This is a genomic window from Thalassospira lucentensis (assembly GCF_011806425.1).
Lineage (GTDB): Bacteria > Pseudomonadota > Alphaproteobacteria > Rhodospirillales > Thalassospiraceae > Thalassospira > Thalassospira lucentensis_B.
Window position 1 is genome coordinate 289,946 of record NZ_JAATOV010000005.1, and the last position, 18,372, is coordinate 308,317.

Genomic DNA, 18,372 nt, shown 5'->3' on the forward strand with positions numbered 1-18,372 from the left:
AGGCCCCCTATGGTTTCCCTGTTTGAAAGTCAGGTATCGCGCCCTTTGGCCGACAGATTACGCCCGGCGAAACTCGACGAAGTGGTCGGGCAGGGACATCTGTTTGGTGACGATGGTCCGATCACCCGGATGATTAAAACCGGGCGCGTCCCATCGGTCGTGCTGTGGGGGCCGCCTGGCTGTGGCAAAACAACATTGGCCCGCTTGATGGCGGATGTAGCCGACATGGCGTTTGAACCTTTGTCGGCGATCTTTTCCGGGGTGGCGGACCTGCGCAAGGTGTTTGATCGTGCGCGGGGGCGCCGGTCGACCGGTGGGGCAACCTTGTTGTTCATCGATGAAATCCACCGTTTCAACAAGGCACAGCAAGATAGCTTTTTGCCCTATGTCGAAGACGGCACCATCACCCTGATCGGCGCGACCACCGAAAACCCATCCTTTGAGCTGAATGCAGCCCTTTTATCGCGCTGTCAGGTGCTGGTGCTTAAGCGCCTTGACGATCAGGGCCTTGAAGAGCTTCTGGTGCGTGCGGAAAAGGAAATGGGGTTTGAGCTGCCAGTCACGCAAGAAGCACGTGAAACCCTGCGCGCCATGGCCGATGGCGATGGGCGTTACTGCCTGAACATGGCGGAAGAACTGTTTTCGATGCCGCCCAGTGACGAAGACGGTCCATTGGGCGTTGCCGAATTGGCGCGTACTGTACAAAAGCGCATGCCGATTTATGATAAGGGCGATGACAGTCATTACAACCTGATCAGTGCGCTGCATAAATCCATTCGTGGGTCTGACCCGGATGCGGCCCTTTATTGGTTTAACCGCATGTTGGCCGGGGGCGAGGACCCCAAATTCCTGGCCCGTCGCCTGACCCGTATGGCGGTTGAGGATATCGGCCTTGCCGATCCGCAAGCCCAGCAGTTTTGTATTGGTGCCTGGGAATCCTATGAACGCCTTGGCAGCCCCGAAGGTGAGCTGGCCTTGGCACAGGCGGTAATTTATCTGGCACTCGCCCCGAAATCGAATGCGGGTTACGCGGCTTATAAAAAGTCGCTCAAGATTGCGCGTGAAACTGGATCACTGATGCCGCCGGCTCATATCCTGAATGCGCCAACCAAACTGATGGCCGATATTGGCTATGGCACCGGATATGCCTATGACCATGACCAAAAAGACGGATTTTCCGGACAGAACTATTTCCCCGAAGGCATGCGCCGTCAGAATTTCTATGAACCGGTTGAACGCGGTTTTGAGCGCGATCTAAAAAAGCGTGTCGATTATTTCGATCGGTTGCGCAAGGAACGGCAAAAAGCCCGCGGCGAGAAGGGCTAACCCGCGGTTCGTTGTCGAAATGGAAACAATGTGGTGAAAATTCGCAGGATAATCATTTCAATTGAACCCAAGTAATGTCAGGGCAACAAATTGACCCCGGACTTGGAGATTGAAAATGACGCATATTCTGCACGTGAATTCCTCGGTAAATGGTGAGAATTCAAATTCCCGTCAGATCGCATCGAAACTGATCGAACGTATTGCTGCTGCAAGCGACACAACCAATGTTGTTGAACGCAATCTGAGCGGCGACGGCCAGATCCCGGCCCTGACCGGTGAAATCGTTGGTGCGTTTTACACCCCGGCAGAGTCCCGCTCCGAAGATCAGAAACAGGTTATCAAAACCTCTGACGCATTGGTTGACGAAGTAAAAGCTGCCGACGTTCTGGTTATCGGCGCGCCGATGTACAACTTTGCAGTTCCGTCCACGCTTAAAGCATGGGTCGACATGATTGCCCGTGTTGGTGTGACCTTCCAGTACACCGACAACGGCCCTGTTGGTCTTTTGACCGGCAAAAAGGCCTATGTCGTTGTCTCAACTGGCGGTGTTCCGGTTCACAGCCAGGCTGATTTCGCATCCCCTTACATGAAGCAGGTTCTTGCCTTTATCGGCATTACCGACGTTGAAATCATCGACGCATCTGGCTTTGCGGTAAATCCGAAAGAAGCCATGGAACGCGCGATGGCCAATGTCGAAGCCGCGTCGCTTCCGGCTGCTGCCTAAAGACACAAGCCAAGACCGGCCTTTTGCATAGGGCCTGTTAAGGTTAACCGGCGACTGACGGCTTCGCGTCCCCCCGACATCGTCGTTGGTTGCCGGTTTTTAATAAAATGCCCAACTGTTTTTTGCAGTTGGGCATTTTGATTCAAGACGTTTCGCGCTAGGCTGCTGTCATGCGGCGGATCACATGTTTGGATGCGCCGTTTGGTGTTTCAATCAGGTGAGAAAACGGGTGAAACGTTTGACGGCAATTTTGATTTGGGTGTGTCTTGTGTTGGCCGGAATATATGCCGTTCTGCGGTTTTCCGGGATGCTGGCAATGATGCTTGATGCGGGCCAGCCACCACAGTTTCAGTTTGGCGCTGATGCGACATTGCCCGAAGCACCCAACTATTTCATATCCTGCCCCAAACAAATGCTGCCCGGAAGCGATCGGCAGATGGAAAGCCCGCAGTTTAACGCGTCGATTGATGACCTAAGCGATGCCCTGATCGAAACCGCACCCAAACATGACATGAAACTGGTCAGCGGCAGTGCAGAAGCACAACATTTACGGTTTCTTGCGCGCAGCCCGGTTCTTCAGTTTCCTGATTGGGTCGAGGTCAAGCTGATGGCGGTCCCCACCCAAACGCAACAAACGTCGTCTGATGGGCCAGAAACGACATTCTGTTTGTTTGCCCAATCGGTGTACGGCATGGGGGATTTCAACAAAAATGAAAACCGCACGCGGGCGTGGTTGGCCGATGTGACTAAATCCCTTGATGCGACGCATGCAAAGTCCGCAGCGTCCAAAGGCTAATTCGGTGTTGATTGAAAAATTGACCGTACTGATGTCTGATAACGGCACCAAATGTGCCCAGATATCGTGAGTAGGGGCTTTAAACCCTGATATTGCCTTGGGCCTATGATGTTTTCACACGTGACTTTTGATCTTTGAGCGAATAGGTTCCGCGCCATGCATTTTTCACCGTTGTTAATCGCTTCGATTGCCTTGGGCGGGGCCATTGGTGCTGTCGCACGTCATAGTGTGTCGGTTATGATGGGCTCGATCATGGGCAGTGGCTTTCCTTGGGGAACTTTGACCGTCAATATTGTCGGGTCGTTCCTGATGGGGGCACTTATTGAGCTGTCAGCGCTTAAACTATCGCTGACGCCAGAAGTGCGCGCACTGCTTGTCACCGGGTTCTTGGGGGCATTTACAACCTTTTCGACTTTTTCGCTGGATGTTGCGACCCTATATGAACGCGGCAGTTTAGGGCTTTCGGCCCTTTATGTCATGGTTTCCGTTGTGGTCGGCATTTCCGCACTGTTTGGCGCAATCGCGCTGGTAAGGGGTATTCTGCAATGAGTGGTGTCACTCTGCGCAAGGTCAAGGCTGACGACGCCGACATTCGGCTTGATCGTTGGTTTAAGCGCAACTGTCCTGAGTTTACATTCGGGCAGGTCCAAAAGTTTCTGCGCGGCGGCCAGATCCGTGTCGATGGCAAACGTGCCAAGGCCAACCAGCGGGTTGAGCCAGGCCAGGAAATTCGTGTGCCCCCCATCCCTGTGATGTCTGGCGGCGGGGCGGAGCCATGGACCAAAGACGGCGATTATAGTGGTGGTGACAATTCATCCCACAAACAATCGGGGCCAGCAAAATCCAATGCCAGCGAAGAAGAACTTCAGGCATTGCGCGATTCTGTCTTGTTCTATGACGAAGTTGTCATGGCGATCAATAAGCCCGCCGGTCTGGCCGTGCAGGGCGGGACCAATACGTCCGTTCACGTTGATGGCATGCTTGATGCGCTGAAACTTGATAGTAAAGAACGCCCGAAACTGGTGCATCGTCTTGATAAGGATACCAGTGGTGTTCTTTTGTTGGCGCGCTCGTCCTCGGCGGCACATGCACTGACCAAGGCGTTTAAGGATAAATCGACCCGCAAATTATATTGGGCGATTGTCACTGGCGCACCGGATGAACGCGAAGGCCTGATTGATGCGCCGCTGGCAAAGCTTGCTGGCAAGGGCGGGGAAAAGATGGTCATCGACGAAAAGCAGGGTAAATCAGCCCAGACGGTTTATCGTCAGCTACACCGTGCCGGACGTCGCGCCGCGTGGTTGGCCTTGTCACCATTGACCGGCCGTACCCACCAATTGCGCGCTCACTGCGAAGCCATGGAATGCCCTATCTTGGGCGATGGCAAATATGGTGGGGCAAAGGCCTTTATCGATGGGATGTCGAACCGCATGCATCTGCATGCCCGTGCGATTGATTTCCCCCATCCGGTCACCGGCCATCGCGTGGTGATCGAAGCCCCGGTGCCAGAGCATTTCGCCGATAGCTTAAAGGCGTTGAATTTCGATCCTAAAACGCCGACCAAATTCCTGACCCCGGAAATTCACCGGGAAAAGGAAGAAAAGCCAAAACCAAAGGCGAAACCGTCGCGTTTGCGAAAAAGATAAGTCGGAACGTCATTCTGGTGAGACCATCAAAAAGTCGGCGCAACGTGCGCCGGCTTTTTACGTTTCGGCAGGTTGCCAATCGCATGCGGCCCCATGCGCGTCTTAGAGCGCACAGGTGGGGAGCACGGCTATCGGCGTTGGGGTGATCGGAAACGGCTGATAAAGGCATCATGAACGCGGCGCAGATGTCTGGCGTGGATGGTATTGCCCGTCAGTTCGCACATCTCGGCCTGACTTTTGATCATTACGGCAATGCGTTTGCGCCCACTTGGCGAATGCACCATGCTTTCGCCTTCTTCAAGGGCGGATAAAACCGGCATATGTTCGCATTCGGCAATCGCAAGGATTTCTTCCTCGCGCAGGTCGCTAAAATCGATACAGTCGCGCAGGGTAAGCATGATCTGTCTCCGCGGTTATGCGCTGGAGCTTTAGTATACTGCACGTCAAGGGTGTGCGGAATGGGTTTGTAGTTAACCATTGGTTTCTAGTGCTTTGGGCAAAGCAACAAATGCCTCTGATATGCAGGCGCACAAGACTCGATCTTTGATGTGGTTTCGACTAGTCTGCGCGACGCATAAAACAGAATGAAAGAATGCTAATGGCCACTGAACCGCTCAGACTTGTCGTATTTGATTGTGATGGAACCTTGGTCGATAGCCAGCATGCGATTGCGCATTGCATGGATAACGCCTTTGCCGAGTACGGCCTTGATTGCCCTGGGCTGGAAAAAACCCGCACAATCATTGGTCTGAGCCTGCCAGAGGCGATTGCAAAATTGGCTGCACCGCGCCGGGTTACCGATGACGTGATTGAGGGGGTTACCGCCGCCTATAAAAACGCGTTCTTTAACCTGCGTCAGCGCCCCGATTTTCACGAGCCGTTGTTTCCTGGGGTGCGCGAAGTTCTTGATGAACTTGATCGCCGCCAATGGTTGCTTGGTGTGGCAACGGGTAAAGCCCGCCGTGGTCTTGATGCGGTTTTGGCGCGCAATGAACTTGATGGTCGGTTTGTCACCTTGCAGACCTGCGATAATCACCCGTCAAAGCCCCATCCATCCATGTTGATGCAGGCACTTGACGAAACGGGCGCTGATGCGCCGAATGCTGTTATTGTTGGCGATACCAGCTATGATATCGAAATGGGCCGTGCTGCTGGCATGATCGCCATTGGTGTGGCATGGGGATATCATGATGTTGAAACCCTGACCGCATCGGGCGCGCATGCGGTGATCCGCCATTTTGATGAACTGCCATCTGTACTAGATCGTATTTGGGAAGTTGACTGTGACGCCGCTTAAGAACCCGGAACTTGCACCGATAACATTTGAACTGACCGTGGCGATTGATCCCGATCACGCGTTTGACGCCTTTGCCAATGAATTTGGACAGTGGTGGCCGACCGATACCCATACCCTGTCAAAAAAGGACTGCATTTCGGTTGATATGCATCCGGGCCTTGGCGGCGAGATCGTCGAACGTGCGCGTGGGCGTGATAACGTTTTATGGGGCCGTATCGAAATTTGGCAACCGGGTGAACATCTTGCCTTTACCTGGCATCCGGGTTGGGACGAAGGCGATTATACCCGTGTGGCTGTTTCATTTGATATGAATGCCTTTGGCCGCTGCCAAATCCGGCTGGAGCATAAGGATTGGCAAAATGTCGGCGATATCGCCCCGGCCTTGCGTGAGGGCTACCTCAAAGGGTGGGAACGTGCCTTTGGCGAATGCTTTGCCAATCATCTGTGTGAAAAGCGCCGCTGACCGACTTTGGTTTCAGATGGCAAATCGTAAAAAGGGCACCTTAAAAGGTGCCCTTTGTTATTGGTGCCTCTAACGCGGGGTGACTTAAATCACGCGATCTTCGATCAATTGACGGCGCAGTTTGACCGGGTCGCTAAACCAGTGGGTCATAAAGCCCAGTTCGCGCGCCTGTTGGATGTTTTTTTCGACGTCATCAATGAACAGGGTTTCCCGCGGGTTCAAATTAAACCGCGCACAGGCCAGTTCAAAAATACGTGGGTCCGGTTTTGCGAGTTTTTCTTCGCCCGACACCAAAATGTCTTCGAAGAGATTAAGGAACTCAAACCGTTCGGTGGCGAATTTCCATGTTTCTGCCGACCAGTTGGTCAGGGCAAACAGGCGCACATTGCCACCTTTTTTTAGGTCCTCAAGCACGTGAACCGTGCGATCAATCTGCCCATTAAGCATTTCGGGCCAACGGCCCCACCAGGCCGCGATTTGATCGCTATATTCCGGGTGGCGGTGTTGCAAATCAGGGATCGATTTGGCAAAGCTCAGTGCGCCCTTGTCATGCAGGAAGTTCCAATGCGGGTGGCAGACCTCGCTTAGGAAATGTTCCATTTCATCCTGATCATCGAACAATTTGCGATACAGATATCGCGGGTTCCAATCGATCAGGACACCACCAAGGTCAAACAGAACGGTTTCGATTTCGCGCATGGGGTCTCCTGCTTCGGCAAAGGGCGATGGGTAAGGGTGATGTGTCGATATGCTTGATGTGTTAAAACAGGTGACGTGGCCAATCGCAAGCGGCAGTTTTGTGCAAAACCGTCCGATTGATCGGCTGGGGTGATTTTGTGCGTATAGAAAACCATGCACGCACCGATCCCCCGATGACAGGCGTGTGATTTGCCAATCAATCCCGCCATCGCGAATAATGATGGCGAAGGCACGATCCAAAAGAAACGATCATCACAGGAGGCTTGAATATGTGTACGCTCGATGGATGTGGTTCAAATGATCATCTCGGCCCACCACCCAAGGCAACCGATGAACAGCGTCGTTTGTTTTTAAAAGGGGCGGTTGCCCTGCCACTTGCTGTTATTCTTGCAGACCCGGTCTTGGCCCATGCGCAAGGATCGATGCTCGATAAAGTCACCATCACCACCCCCGAAGGCGTTGATATGGTGGCCGAAATCGCCATGCCCGCCACGCTGCCTGCGCCAACCGTGATACTGATCCATGAATGGTGGGGCTTAAATGACCAAATTCGCGCCGTTGCCGCGGAATATGCCAAACAGGGCTATATCGCGCTTGCGGTTGATCTGTATGGCGAACCGCCCGCAACCACATCCGAAGGTGCGCGCGCATTGATGTCATCGGTTGATCCGGTGGTAGCGACCCGCAAGCTACAGTCCTCGGTCGAGTTCTTGAAAAATCATAAGGACTCAACAGGCAAGGTTGGTTCGGTCGGTTGGTGCTTTGGGGGCGGATGGTCGCTTAATACTGCCCTTGCCACCGATGTTGATGCGGCTGTGATCTATTATGGCAATGTCGATAAAACCCCGGAACAGGTCGCGACCTTAACAGCCCCCTTGATGGGGCATTTCGGCACCCTTGATAAAAACATCAACATGGAAATGGTCGAAGGGTTTGAAGAATCCCTGAAAACCGCGGGCAAGTCACTTTATAAATTCTATTGGTATGACGCTGACCATGCCTTTGCCAATCCAACTGGCGGGCGCTATGACGCCGAGGATGCCAAACTGGCATGGGATCGCACGATGGCGTTCTTTAAATACCATCTCAAAAAGCCTGCATAAGGCCCTAAGCCATGCTTAGAATCACAAAGGCCGAGCAATGCGCCCGGCCTTTTTTCTTTAAGTGCGAAATTCTTTGGGGTTACGTGCTTTGATTGGCGCGGTTGGCCCATTTGGTGGATCGGCGTTCGATGATGTTAAACACTTCGTACATCACGATCCCCATCACCGCGATCACCAAAAGCCCGGCAAACACCAGCGGCATGTTGAATTTCGATGATGCCGACAGCATCAAATACCCAACACCAACGTTTGACGCGACGGTTTCGGAAATCACCGACCCTACAAAGGCCAGCGTGATCGCAACCTTAAGGGATGCAAAGAAATAGGGCATGGCACGTGGGAAGCCGACCTTGATCAGAATGTCTTTTCGGGTCGCACCAAGGGAGCGCAGAACATCGCGCAATTCCGGCTCAAGCGTTGCAAGCCCGGTCGCGACATTGACCACAATCGGAAAGAACGAAATCAGGAATGCGGTGATGATGGCCGGTACGGTGCCAATGCCAAACCACATGACCAAAACCGGCACCAGGGCGACTTTGGGCACTGAGTTAAAGCCAACCAAAAGCGGGTTGGCTGCATCGTAAATAGCCCGGCTGGACCCGACTAAGGCGCCGAGAACCACGCCAAACACCACGGCAATGGCAAAGCCCGCCAGCGTTGTATAAAGCGTATGGATCGCATGCATCCAGATCGCATCATGGAATTGCCAGCCGACCATAATGCTTTCGGACGGGGTCGGCAGTACATAGGGCGGAATATTGAAAATCCGAACGATCAGTTCCCAAATGACAAAAAGCCCAATGGCACTGATCCAAGGGGTGGCTTTGCGCAGGTTAAGTTTCTTGTTCATGATATCTGCCCGCCTTTCTATGCTGCGCGCACGTCACGGATGTGACTGCGCAATTCGTGGACAAGATCGGTGAAAGGCTGGGTAAATGTCACTTCCTGATCGCGCGGGCGCGGCAGGGTGTTTTCGCGTGCAACGATGATTTTACCCGGACGTTTGGACATTACATAAATGGTATCAGCCAAATAGGCGGCCTCGCGCAGGTCATGGGTCACCAAAATGACCGTAAAGGGCCGCACCATCCAAAGATTTTGCAAAATGTCCCACAGTTCTTCGCGGGTGAATGCATCAAGTGCGCCAAACGGTTCATCAAGCATCAAAAGATCCGGCTCATGAATGAGCGACCGGCACAAGGATGCGCGCTGTTGCATGCCACCGGATAATTCCCAGGGATATTTGTCTTCGTGCCCTTCAAGACCAACCGTCGCCAAAAGCTTACGTGCGCGTTCTTCGTATTCCGCGCGGTGTTTGCGCAGCCGGTTGCGATGCGGTTTTACGATTTCCATGGGCAGCAACACGTTATCAAGGGTCGTGCGCCACGGCAAAAGGGTCGGGTTCTGAAACGCCATGCCGACAATCTTAAGCGGACCATTGACTTCCGTGTTATCGACAAGAACCGTGCCCTCGGACGGTGGCATCAGGCCAGAAACAAGTTTCAGCAAGGATGATTTGCCACACCCTGACGGACCAACAACGGCGACAAACTCGCCCTTCTTGATCTTCATATTGGTGGTTTCAAGTGCCAAATCGTCGCCTTCGCTATAGCGCAGTTTGACATCATTGAGTTCGACAAAGCTTTTAGACACGGCAGTAATTCCCCCTGCTTGTCCGGGTTGTTTTTATTGTGATCAAAAATCTGGTTTTGGTGTTTGGGTCATAAACGACCGGGGCAGGAACATGGCCCGCCCCGGTTTCACGACATTATCGGCGTCTTATTTGATCTGGCGGTCTTTTTCGCCCGGCAAAAAGACGCTGGTATAAACATCGCCAACGCTTGGTTTGTTTTCAAAACCAAATGCCAGCGCAACCTGATCGATGGCCTTGGCCATACGGTCGGTTTTCACAAGGCCCATACCGTCTTTGATGGTTGCCGGGGTGACGACATTTTCATCAATCGCCATCTGAAGACGCTGCAGTTCAAGCGATGGGTCAATCAGCGGATCGACTTCCTTAAGGGCGGCAATCGCTGATGCCGGATCGGCAATGGCCGCGCGCCAGCCCTTTACAACTGCGCGTAAGAAGCCGCGCAGTTCTTCGGGGTGGTTTTCCATCATGTCAGGGGATGCCAGAATGCCATTGCCGTAAAAGTCCATGCCGTAATCCTTATATTGGAAAACGGTCAGGTCCTCTTTGCCAATGCCCTGCGCCTGAAGGTTCAGGATCGATGTGAAATAGTGGCCGGAAATCGCATCAACATCGCCGCGCACCAACATCGGTTCACGCAGCGGCGGGTCCATGCTTTCCCATTTGACGTCGTCAAGTTTCAGACCGGTTGCCTCGGCAAATGCCGGATACAGTTTGCGCGATGCATCAAATACCGGCGCACCCAGGGTTTTGCCCACCAAATCTTCGGGTTTGGTGATCCCCGATTTTTTCAACATAAACAGCGCAAAGGGTGGGCGATCATAGACCATAAAGATCGACTTCATGGCGCGGTCCGGGTTTGATGCATTAAACTCGACCAACGAGTTAATGTCGGCAAGCGACACGTCATAGGCGCCACTGGCCACCCGGGTGATCGCGCCAACAGATCCGTTGCCCGAATCAATCGTGACATCAAGACCTTCGTCTGCGTAATAGCCGTTCTTTTTCGCCAGAATATAAGGTGCCGCTGGCCCTTCATATTTCCAATCGAGCGAAAATTTCAGTTCCGTGTCGGCCATTGCCGACGTCGCGCCAAATGCAAAAGCCACACCCAGTGCAGCGCTTAAAAATCGGTTGGTGAATTTGGTCATACGCGTGAAGCCTCTCCTGTTTCGGACCGTTATTGGCAGCCCTGCCACCGAATTAAATCCCCTGACGACACAGCAAAGCCCATGCCATATCGATGATCGTCCCGCAGTTTCGCGGTTTTGTTATCTTTCCCTGTCACAGTAGGGATGTTTAATATTTGGTCAATGGGGTAAAATGACCAATAATTATACAGAAAATTTTGATAATCGCCTAAATGGCGTTCGAACCGCCTTTGTTTTCCCAAAACCACTTGCGCCGCGCGCCGGTTTTAGGCATATGGCGATCATGGTTACACAAACAATCAAACGCTTTTATAAAAAGGCCGATGCTGCTTTCGATGACGGCGGTGCTGGCTGGCGCGTGCAGCTTGACGGCCGCGCGGTAAAAACCCCGGCCAAGGCCGATTTCGTGCTGCCATCCGAAGTGCTGGCGCGTGAAATTGCTGCGGAATGGGATGCACAGGGCGAAAAAATTCTGCCCCATACCATGCCCATCATGCAGCGCGCCGCGACCGCCATTGACCGTGTTCGACCCAACCGCACAACCGTGGTCGCAGAACTGACCGGTTACGGCCGATCCGATTTGCTGTGCTATCGCGCGGCCTTTCCGACCGACCTTGTCGAGCGCCAAGCCAAGGCATGGCAGCCACTTCTTGATTGGGCAGCACAGGAACTTGGTGTTGAATTGACCGTGACCGAGGGTGTCATGCCGGTCAGCCAACGCGAAGATGCCCTGATGCGCATTCAGGACCTGATCAATGGCTTTGATGATTATTACCTGACCGCATTGCATAACCTGACCACCGTGTCGGGGTCGGTGATTGTCGCACTGGCCGTGATCCATGGTCGCATCAATGCCCAAGAAGCATCCGAATGCGCGTTGCTGGATGAAGAATACTCGATCGAGCAATGGGGCGACGACGCCGAAGCCGTCGAACGCCGCGACCGCCACCGCGCCGAAATCCTCGCCACGGGTCGGTATCTTGAATTGCTGATGGCGCGTTAGGGCTTTCTATGAACTGCCTAATTGGGCGGCGCAATGCATGAGATTTGAGATAAAAAGGAGCAGCCGGGGCTGCTCCTTTTTTAGTACGTAAACGGATGTGCTAGATGTGCTGTTGGGCTCAGTTCATCCAATTGGCAATCATCTTATGCTGAACAGCGGCTTGTGATGCCACGCGGTAATAAGACAGCAATTCGCGCATAGGCGATGACATCCGATCAAAGCCGGAAATAAAGGCAACGATGACACCAATCGATGTTTGGCCCTGAATGACCAAATAGCCGCCTGCGACCAGAACGCAGATCGGTGCCAGCGCGTTTAGAAAGTTGATCAGCGCCTTCATGCCGAATTTCAGCAAAAACAGCTTCATGCGGTTATCAAACAGCATGCTAATGCCGCTATTGATGGTTTCGACCTGTTCATCGTTTTTCTCACCGGGGGATAGTTCGGACAGCTCGTCGCTCATGTCGCGCATTTTATTAACGCGCTTTTCGATCAGGGCGTTGATCTGCTTTTGAATGACCGGGACAAGGGCAACTTGCGGGATCAGGGCAATCACCCCGATCAGGCCAACCATTGGCTCAACGCTAAGCATATAGCCAAGCCCAAAGATCAGCATGCCGCTATTGACCACCGGCTGCGACAGCCCATCGCCCACAAACCCGCCCAGCTTTTCAATCTCCCCGCCGATGATCGATACCGCACGGCCGTTGCTGGCATTGCTGTTTTTGCTGTTGTCGTCACCGGTATGGTTTTCGGCATGCAGGCGGGTCAGGTGCTTTCGGTTATGGGCAATGGCACTTTCGCTCAGCCAGCCTTCATAAACCCGCAACAGGTATTTCAGGGCCCCTTGGCAAACCACCACGGCGACATAAATCACCGCCAATGTCGTCAGCAGTTCCAAATTCTGTGGTTTGATCGCGTCATCGACAAGGCGGCGCTGCAATTCAATTGGCGCAATGCTGAGCAACGCGACGATGATCGCAATCACACAAACCGCGACCTGATGCCAACCACTCATGCGCCAGACATACCGCCAAAGCGAGATGGCCGGGGTATCGTCGCCGGTGGGCTCGATGGTGCGCGGTTTGATTTTTAATTTTGCCATGTCCGTTATCTCTTAAAAGCCAGCCAACCTGTTGCGCCCGATTACGGGTTTTTCTGTTTTATCGATGGGATGTTGTCTTTACGTTATTGATAACACCGTTGGATTGGGAAACTACCCATCAATTACCCAAAATCGCGATTTTGCGTAGCCGGGCCGCACGCTGCGCGATGATGGCAAAGGTCGCCATTTCACGTTTGTTATGACAAATGGCCGATTGGGCGCTGCGCCTAGACTTTAGTTCATCGCGACATCATGCCCAGGTCACTGATACCATTAACGTTAGGGAAAGCAGGGTTTTACGTCGGTTTTTAACATCACTTTGATCAGAGAAAAATAATTGGCATTCCAGTACCGAATAATGGTATTTGATGTTCTGGAACAGGTTCTTTGGGCGAAATGTGCGTAGCGCCATTCACAGCAGGGAAAAATGCAACATGCAAGATATTGTCGCCAAACTCGAAGCCAAGCGGGCCGAGGCCGCCATGGGCGGTGGGCAGCGCCGGATCGATAATCAGCACGCCAAAGGCAAACTCACCGCGCGTGAGCGGATTGACGTGCTGCTTGATCCCGGCTCTTTCGAAGAATGGGACATGTTTGTCGAACATGATTGCGTTGATTTCGGCATGTCCGAAAACCGCATTCCCGGCGACGGTGTTGTGACCGGCCATGGCACGATCAATGGCCGATTGGTCTTTGTCTTCTCGCAGGATTTCACCGTGTTTGGTGGCGCGCTTTCGGGGGCGCATGCGCGCAAGATCGGCAAAATCATGGATCAGGCGATGAAGGTCGGCGCACCGGTGATTGGCATCAATGATTCCGGCGGTGCGCGCATCCAGGAAGGTGTCGAAAGCCTTGCCGGTTATGCTGATGTGTTCCAACGCAATGTCGAGGCATCCGGTGTGATCCCGCAGATTTCCCTGATCATGGGGCCATGCGCGGGTGGGGCGGTTTATAGCCCGGCCATGACCGACTTTATTTTCATGGTCAAGGACAGCTCCTATATGTTCGTGACCGGGCCGGATGTTGTGAAAACCGTCACCCACGAAGAAGTCACCCATGAACAGCTTGGCGGGGCGACAACGCACACAAGTGTATCGGGTGTGGCTGATCTGGCGTTTGACAATGATGTGGATTTGCTGCTGCAAACGCGGCGTTTCATGGACTTCCTGCCGCTTTCAAACAAAGAAGATCCGCCCGCACGGCTGTGTGAAGACCCGATCAAACGCGATGATTTCTCGCTTGATACGCTGGTCCCTGAAAATCCCAACATGCCCTATGACATGAAGGAACTGATCACAAAGGTCGTCGACGAAGGCGATTTCTTTGAAATTCAGGAAGATTACGCCAAAAACATCATTATCGGCATGGCGCGCATGGATGGTCGCACGGTTGGCATCGTCGCCAATCAGCCGATGGTGCTGGCCGGCTGCCTTGATATCGATAGTTCAAAAAAGGCTGCCCGGTTTGTTCGGTTCTGCGATGCCTATAACATTCCGATTGTCACCTTTGTGGATGTGCCGGGCTTTATGCCGGGTACCGCACAGGAATATGGCGGCATCATCAAACATGGTGCGAAACTGCTTTATGCCTATGCCGAGGCCACCGTGCCGAAAGTCACTGTCATTACCCGCAAGGCATATGGCGGGGCGTATGACGTTATGGCATCCAAGCATCTGCGCGGTGATGTGAACTATGCTTGGCCGACCGCCGAAATTGCCGTAATGGGCCCAAAAGGCGCGGTGGAAATTATCTTCCGTGCGGATATGGATGACCCGGCCAAAATCGAAGCGCGCACCGAAGAATATCGCGAAAAATTCGCCAACCCGTTTGTCGCGGGCCGCAAAGGGTTCATTGACGATGTCATCATGCCCCATGGTACGCGCCGCCGTGTATGCAAATCACTGGCGATGCTGCGTAATAAAGACATCCAGAACCCGGAAAAGAAACACGGCAACATTCCGTTGTAAGCCGCCTCGTCATATTGGGAGACAGAATAATGTTTAAGAAAATCCTGATTGCCAACCGCGGTGAAATTGCCTGCCGTGTGATCAAATCAGCCCGCAAAATGGGCATTAAAACCGTCGCAGTCTATTCCGACGCCGATAAAAATGCCCTGCATGTTCAGATGGCCGACGAGGCGGTTCATATTGGACCGGCCCCGTCCAATCAGTCCTATCTGGTCATGGAAAAAATCATCGATGCCTGCAAATCCACCGGGGCAGAGGCGGTCCATCCCGGCTATGGCTTCTTGTCGGAAAATCAGGCCTTTGCCAAGGAGCTGGACGCGGCAAACATCGCCTTTATCGGCCCGCCAAATGGCGCGATTGCTGCCATGGGCGATAAAATTACCTCCAAAAAAATTGCGGCTGAAGCCGGTGTTTCGACCGTGCCGGGCTATATGGGGGTGATCAAGGACACCGACGAGGCGGTTAAAATCGCCAATGATGTCGGTTATCCGGTGATGCTTAAGGCCTCTGCTGGTGGTGGCGGCAAGGGCATGCGCATTGCGCATAATGATGACGAATGCCGCGAAGGCTTCGAACGTGCCACCTCTGAGGCCGCCAGTTCCTTTGGCGATGACCGTGTGTTTATCGAGAAATTCGTCGTCGAACCGCGCCATATCGAAATTCAGGTGCTGGCCGATAAGCACGGCCATGCGATTTACCTTGGCGAACGCGAATGCTCCATCCAGCGTCGCCACCAAAAGGTCGTCGAAGAAGCCCCATCACCCTTTATCGATCCCGCCACGCGCAAAGCCATGGGCGAACAGGCCGTCGCGTTGGCACGTGCTGTCGAATATTGCTCGGCCGGGACGGTGGAATTCATCGTCGACAAGGACAAAAATTTCTACTTCTTGGAAATGAATACCCGGCTTCAGGTCGAACACCCGGTGACCGAACTTATCACCGGTCAGGACCTTGTCGAATGGATGATCAAGATCGCCGACGGCCAGGAACTGACACTTAAGCAAGATGACGTGACATTGACCGGCTGGGCGATGGAAACCCGCATCTATGCCGAAGATCCGTTTCGCGAATTCCTGCCCTCCACCGGGCGCTTGGTCCGTTATCAGCCACCGAGTGAAAGCACCTCTGTCCGTGTGGATACCGGCGTGTTTGAAGGCGGCGAAATTTCTATGTTTTACGACCCAATGGTCGCAAAGCTGGTGACATACGGCGAAACCCGTGATGATGCCATTGGCGAAATGCGCGCCGCCTTGGATGCCTATTACATCCGCGGTATTTCACACAACATTCCGTTCTTGGCCGCTGTTATGGCCAACAAACGGTTCCAAGATGGTAACATCACCACCAACTTCATCGCCGAAGAATACCCCAATGGCTTCTCGGCCGATGATTTGCCCAACGATGATCCGGCAACCCTGATTGTGGTTGCTGCCTATATCAATCAGCGGATCGCCGAGCGTAATGCGGGCATTACCGGCCAAATCAGCGACCATCCGCTTGATGTTGCCGAAAGTTGGGTGGCGGTTTCGGGTGATGATCACACCGCCTTTGATATCGAGTTTGATGGTGTTAACGGCGATTACATTGTCGCGATCAATGATCGCAGCTACGGCGTGACATCGGATTGGAAGATCGGTGATCCAATGTTTGCCGGTGAAATCGACGGCACACCGGTCTGTGTGCAGATCGACCACGAAGGGGTGGGTTATCGCCTGTCGGCCAATGGCATTCAACGCAGTTTCAAGGTGCTGCTGCCCCGTGTGGCCGCCTTGCAAAAACTGATGCCGTTCAAGGCCCCGCCAGACATGTCCAACTTCCTGCAATCACCTATGCCGGGCCTTTTGGTCAAGGTATCGGTCGAGGAAGGCCAAACCGTCCAGCCGGGCACAGAGCTTTGCATCCTTGAAGCCATGAAAATGGAAAACGTACTCAAAGCCGAAAGCAAAGGTGTGGTCAAAAAAATCCACGCAGAGCAGGGTGCCAACCTGTCGGTCGATGCGATTATTATCGAGTTTGAAAAAGAAGAATAAGCCAAACGATTGCGTAAACGGCTTGGTTTGATAAAGGCGCTGGTTGTCATCAACCGGCGCCTTTAATTTTCAACCAGTGCACATCGCCTGCGTTTCAACCCCTTTCACTCAGACCGGCGGCAACTTAAATACAAAAAACGGGTCTTTACCCGCGATTGGACGTGCCATATGGTCGCTGATCGAGGCTGTAGAGCTGTTATGTTCGGCCATCCAAGAACAAGAAACGAGGCGTATCTATGTATAAACTGATTGCTTTTGACGGTGACGATACCCTTTGGCATAACGAGCCGCTTTTCCGTGAAGCCCATATTCAGTTGCGTGAACTTCTCAGCCACTATGTCGATGCCGATCAGGTGAATGATCGTCTTTATCAGGCGGAATTGGCCAATCTTTCGATCTATGGCTATGGGGTGACGGGCTTTACCCTGTCGATGATCGAAACCGCGATTGAGCTTTCTGATCGTAAAATCAGCGCCGAAGACATTCACAAACTTGCCGAAACCGGTAAGGCGATGTTGCGCGCGCCAACCCGGATTATTGAAGGGGCGGATAGCGTATTGCGACATTTCGCCAAACGAAATGATGCCAAGCTTGTGCTGATCACCAAGGGTGACTTGATTGCCCAGCAGCTTAAAATCGACCGGTCCGGGTTTGAGGATTTGTTTGATGGCATTGAGATTGTCTCAGAAAAAGATCCGCTGACCTATCGCAACATCTTTGCGCGCTATGGCGTTGAACCCGAAGAAGCCGTAATGATCGGCAATTCGATGAAATCCGATATTCTGCCGGTCCTTGCGTGCGGTGGTTCTGCGATCCACATTCCCTATGAAATCACGTGGGTGCATGAAATGGTCGATCAGACCGAAATTGATAATGATGCCATTGTCACGGTCGAAACAATTGCCGATGTGCCCGATACGATCGCAAAACTTGAACAAGATGGCACCGTCAAAATCGGTGCGACCGGGAGCATGGAAAATGTCTGATTGCGCGGGCTCTGAAATGTCGACAGCGGCATCCTTGGCCAATGGGCCTGCCGTCGACCTTGATCCGCAGACCAAGCTGGAACTCGAAGCTGCAGCCTTTCGCGGACTGGTTGGCCATCTTCAGGACCGCAAAGATGTGCAAAACATCGATTTGATGAACTTGGCCGGTTTTTGCCGTAACTGTCTGGCAAAATGGTATCTGGCTGCTGCCCGTGAAAAGGGTGTGGCAATGGATTATGATGGCGTACGCGAAGTCGTCTATGGCATGACCTATGATGCGTGGAAAGACAATCATCAGGCCCCAGCATCCGAAGAACAGAAACAAAAGTTTCAGGACACCGCCCATCTGCACGCCAAAATTCCGGGTGCCAAGTAACGTTAAGGAACGCCCAATAACGCCAAGTAACATTGCCGTCTAGAATAGC

General features: G+C 53.0%; 19 protein-coding genes. 13 read left to right on the forward strand and 6 right to left on the reverse strand.

Annotation, left to right across the window (positions count from 1 at the left end; translation table 11 throughout):
• Positions 1 to 9: 9 nt before the first annotated feature.
• The 5 genes from HCZ99_RS16455 (at position 10) to HCZ99_RS16475 (ending at position 4,492) form a co-directional block, all read left to right on the forward strand.
• Complete coding sequence (locus HCZ99_RS16455; RefSeq protein WP_167448097.1) at positions 10 to 1,326, forward strand: replication-associated recombination protein A; 1,317 nt, start codon at positions 10 to 12, stop codon at positions 1,324 to 1,326.
• Positions 1,327 to 1,441: 115 nt separating this feature from the next.
• Positions 1,442 to 2,050 (forward strand): FMN-dependent NADH-azoreductase, encoded by a 609-nt coding sequence (locus HCZ99_RS16460; protein ID WP_175581547.1) that lies wholly within the window; start codon positions 1,442 to 1,444, stop codon positions 2,048 to 2,050.
• A gap of 229 nt (positions 2,051 to 2,279) precedes the next feature.
• On the forward strand, positions 2,280 to 2,846 hold the full coding sequence (locus tag HCZ99_RS16465; protein ID WP_167448099.1) for a DUF1499 domain-containing protein: 567 nt from the start codon (positions 2,280 to 2,282) through the stop codon (positions 2,844 to 2,846).
• Between the two features lie 156 nt (positions 2,847 to 3,002).
• Entirely contained in the window at positions 3,003 to 3,395 is a 393-nt protein-coding gene (gene crcB / locus HCZ99_RS16470; RefSeq protein ID WP_167448100.1) for a fluoride efflux transporter CrcB, read from the forward strand.
• Positions 3,392 to 4,492 (forward strand): RluA family pseudouridine synthase, encoded by a 1,101-nt coding sequence (locus HCZ99_RS16475; RefSeq protein WP_167448101.1) that lies wholly within the window; start codon positions 3,392 to 3,394, stop codon positions 4,490 to 4,492. The genes crcB and HCZ99_RS16475 overlap by 4 nt, the downstream gene beginning before the upstream one ends.
• 128 nt (positions 4,493 to 4,620) lie before the next feature.
• Here the strand turns inward: HCZ99_RS16475 and HCZ99_RS16480 are convergent, their stop codons facing one another.
• On the reverse strand, positions 4,621 to 4,890 hold the full coding sequence (locus tag HCZ99_RS16480) for a hypothetical protein (protein WP_167448102.1): 270 nt from the start codon (positions 4,888 to 4,890) through the stop codon (positions 4,621 to 4,623).
• A gap of 200 nt (positions 4,891 to 5,090) precedes the next feature.
• Between HCZ99_RS16480 and HCZ99_RS16485 the strand changes: the two genes are divergently transcribed.
• The gene (locus HCZ99_RS16485; RefSeq protein WP_167448103.1) at positions 5,091 to 5,789 is read left to right on the forward strand and encodes an HAD-IA family hydrolase; all 699 of its coding nucleotides are present in this window, start codon (positions 5,091 to 5,093) and stop codon (positions 5,787 to 5,789) included.
• Positions 5,776 to 6,252, forward strand: coding sequence for an SRPBCC domain-containing protein (locus HCZ99_RS16490; RefSeq protein ID WP_167448104.1), 477 nt, complete (start codon positions 5,776 to 5,778; stop codon positions 6,250 to 6,252). Before HCZ99_RS16485 ends, HCZ99_RS16490 begins: the two co-directional genes overlap by 14 nt.
• Before the next feature lie 84 nt (positions 6,253 to 6,336).
• On the opposite strand, the gene HCZ99_RS16495 is transcribed toward HCZ99_RS16490, so the two are convergent.
• The gene (locus tag HCZ99_RS16495) at positions 6,337 to 6,951 is read right to left on the reverse strand and encodes an HAD family hydrolase (RefSeq protein WP_167448105.1); all 615 of its coding nucleotides are present in this window, start codon (positions 6,949 to 6,951) and stop codon (positions 6,337 to 6,339) included.
• Positions 6,952 to 7,220: 269 nt separating this feature from the next.
• Between HCZ99_RS16495 and HCZ99_RS16500 the strand changes: the two genes are divergently transcribed.
• Complete coding sequence (locus tag HCZ99_RS16500; RefSeq protein WP_167448106.1) at positions 7,221 to 8,054, forward strand: dienelactone hydrolase family protein; 834 nt, start codon at positions 7,221 to 7,223, stop codon at positions 8,052 to 8,054.
• A 79-nt stretch (positions 8,055 to 8,133) separates the two neighbouring features.
• Here HCZ99_RS16500 and HCZ99_RS16505 read toward each other — a convergent pair whose 3' ends face one another.
• From HCZ99_RS16505 to HCZ99_RS16515, 3 genes are all read right to left on the reverse strand, one after another.
• Entirely contained in the window at positions 8,134 to 8,904 is a 771-nt protein-coding gene (locus HCZ99_RS16505; RefSeq protein ID WP_167448107.1) for an ABC transporter permease, read from the reverse strand.
• Positions 8,905 to 8,921: 17 nt separating this feature from the next.
• The gene (locus HCZ99_RS16510) at positions 8,922 to 9,707 is read right to left on the reverse strand and encodes an ABC transporter ATP-binding protein (RefSeq protein WP_167448108.1); all 786 of its coding nucleotides are present in this window, start codon (positions 9,705 to 9,707) and stop codon (positions 8,922 to 8,924) included.
• Between the two features lie 126 nt (positions 9,708 to 9,833).
• Positions 9,834 to 10,856 (reverse strand): ABC transporter substrate-binding protein, encoded by a 1,023-nt coding sequence (locus HCZ99_RS16515; protein WP_167448109.1) that lies wholly within the window; start codon positions 10,854 to 10,856, stop codon positions 9,834 to 9,836.
• Positions 10,857 to 11,139: 283 nt separating this feature from the next.
• Here HCZ99_RS16515 and HCZ99_RS16520 point away from each other — a divergent pair, with 283 nt between their 5' ends.
• Positions 11,140 to 11,859, forward strand: coding sequence for an ATP12 family chaperone protein (locus HCZ99_RS16520; RefSeq protein WP_254869664.1), 720 nt, complete (start codon positions 11,140 to 11,142; stop codon positions 11,857 to 11,859).
• Positions 11,860 to 11,977: 118 nt separating this feature from the next.
• On the opposite strand, the gene HCZ99_RS16525 is transcribed toward HCZ99_RS16520, so the two are convergent.
• Positions 11,978 to 12,964 carry an ABC transporter transmembrane domain-containing protein gene (locus tag HCZ99_RS16525; RefSeq protein ID WP_167448110.1) on the reverse strand — a complete coding sequence of 329 codons (987 nt, stop codon included), beginning with the start codon at positions 12,962 to 12,964 and terminating at the stop codon, positions 11,978 to 11,980.
• Between the two features lie 434 nt (positions 12,965 to 13,398).
• Here HCZ99_RS16525 and HCZ99_RS16530 point away from each other — a divergent pair, with 434 nt between their 5' ends.
• From HCZ99_RS16530 to HCZ99_RS16545, 4 genes are all read left to right on the forward strand, one after another.
• A complete protein-coding gene (locus HCZ99_RS16530; RefSeq protein WP_167448111.1) occupies positions 13,399 to 14,931 on the forward strand; it encodes an acyl-CoA carboxylase subunit beta in 1,533 nt (510 codons plus the stop codon).
• Between the two features lie 29 nt (positions 14,932 to 14,960).
• The gene (locus HCZ99_RS16535; protein ID WP_167448112.1) at positions 14,961 to 16,961 is read left to right on the forward strand and encodes an acetyl-CoA carboxylase biotin carboxylase subunit; all 2,001 of its coding nucleotides are present in this window, start codon (positions 14,961 to 14,963) and stop codon (positions 16,959 to 16,961) included.
• A gap of 236 nt (positions 16,962 to 17,197) precedes the next feature.
• The gene (locus tag HCZ99_RS16540; protein WP_167448113.1) at positions 17,198 to 17,947 is read left to right on the forward strand and encodes an HAD family hydrolase; all 750 of its coding nucleotides are present in this window, start codon (positions 17,198 to 17,200) and stop codon (positions 17,945 to 17,947) included.
• Positions 17,940 to 18,323: a DUF1244 domain-containing protein gene (locus HCZ99_RS16545; protein ID WP_254869665.1), complete on the forward strand. Its 384-nt coding sequence runs from the start codon at positions 17,940 to 17,942 to the stop codon at positions 18,321 to 18,323. Before HCZ99_RS16540 ends, HCZ99_RS16545 begins: the two co-directional genes overlap by 8 nt.
• Positions 18,324 to 18,372: the final 49 nt, after the last annotated feature.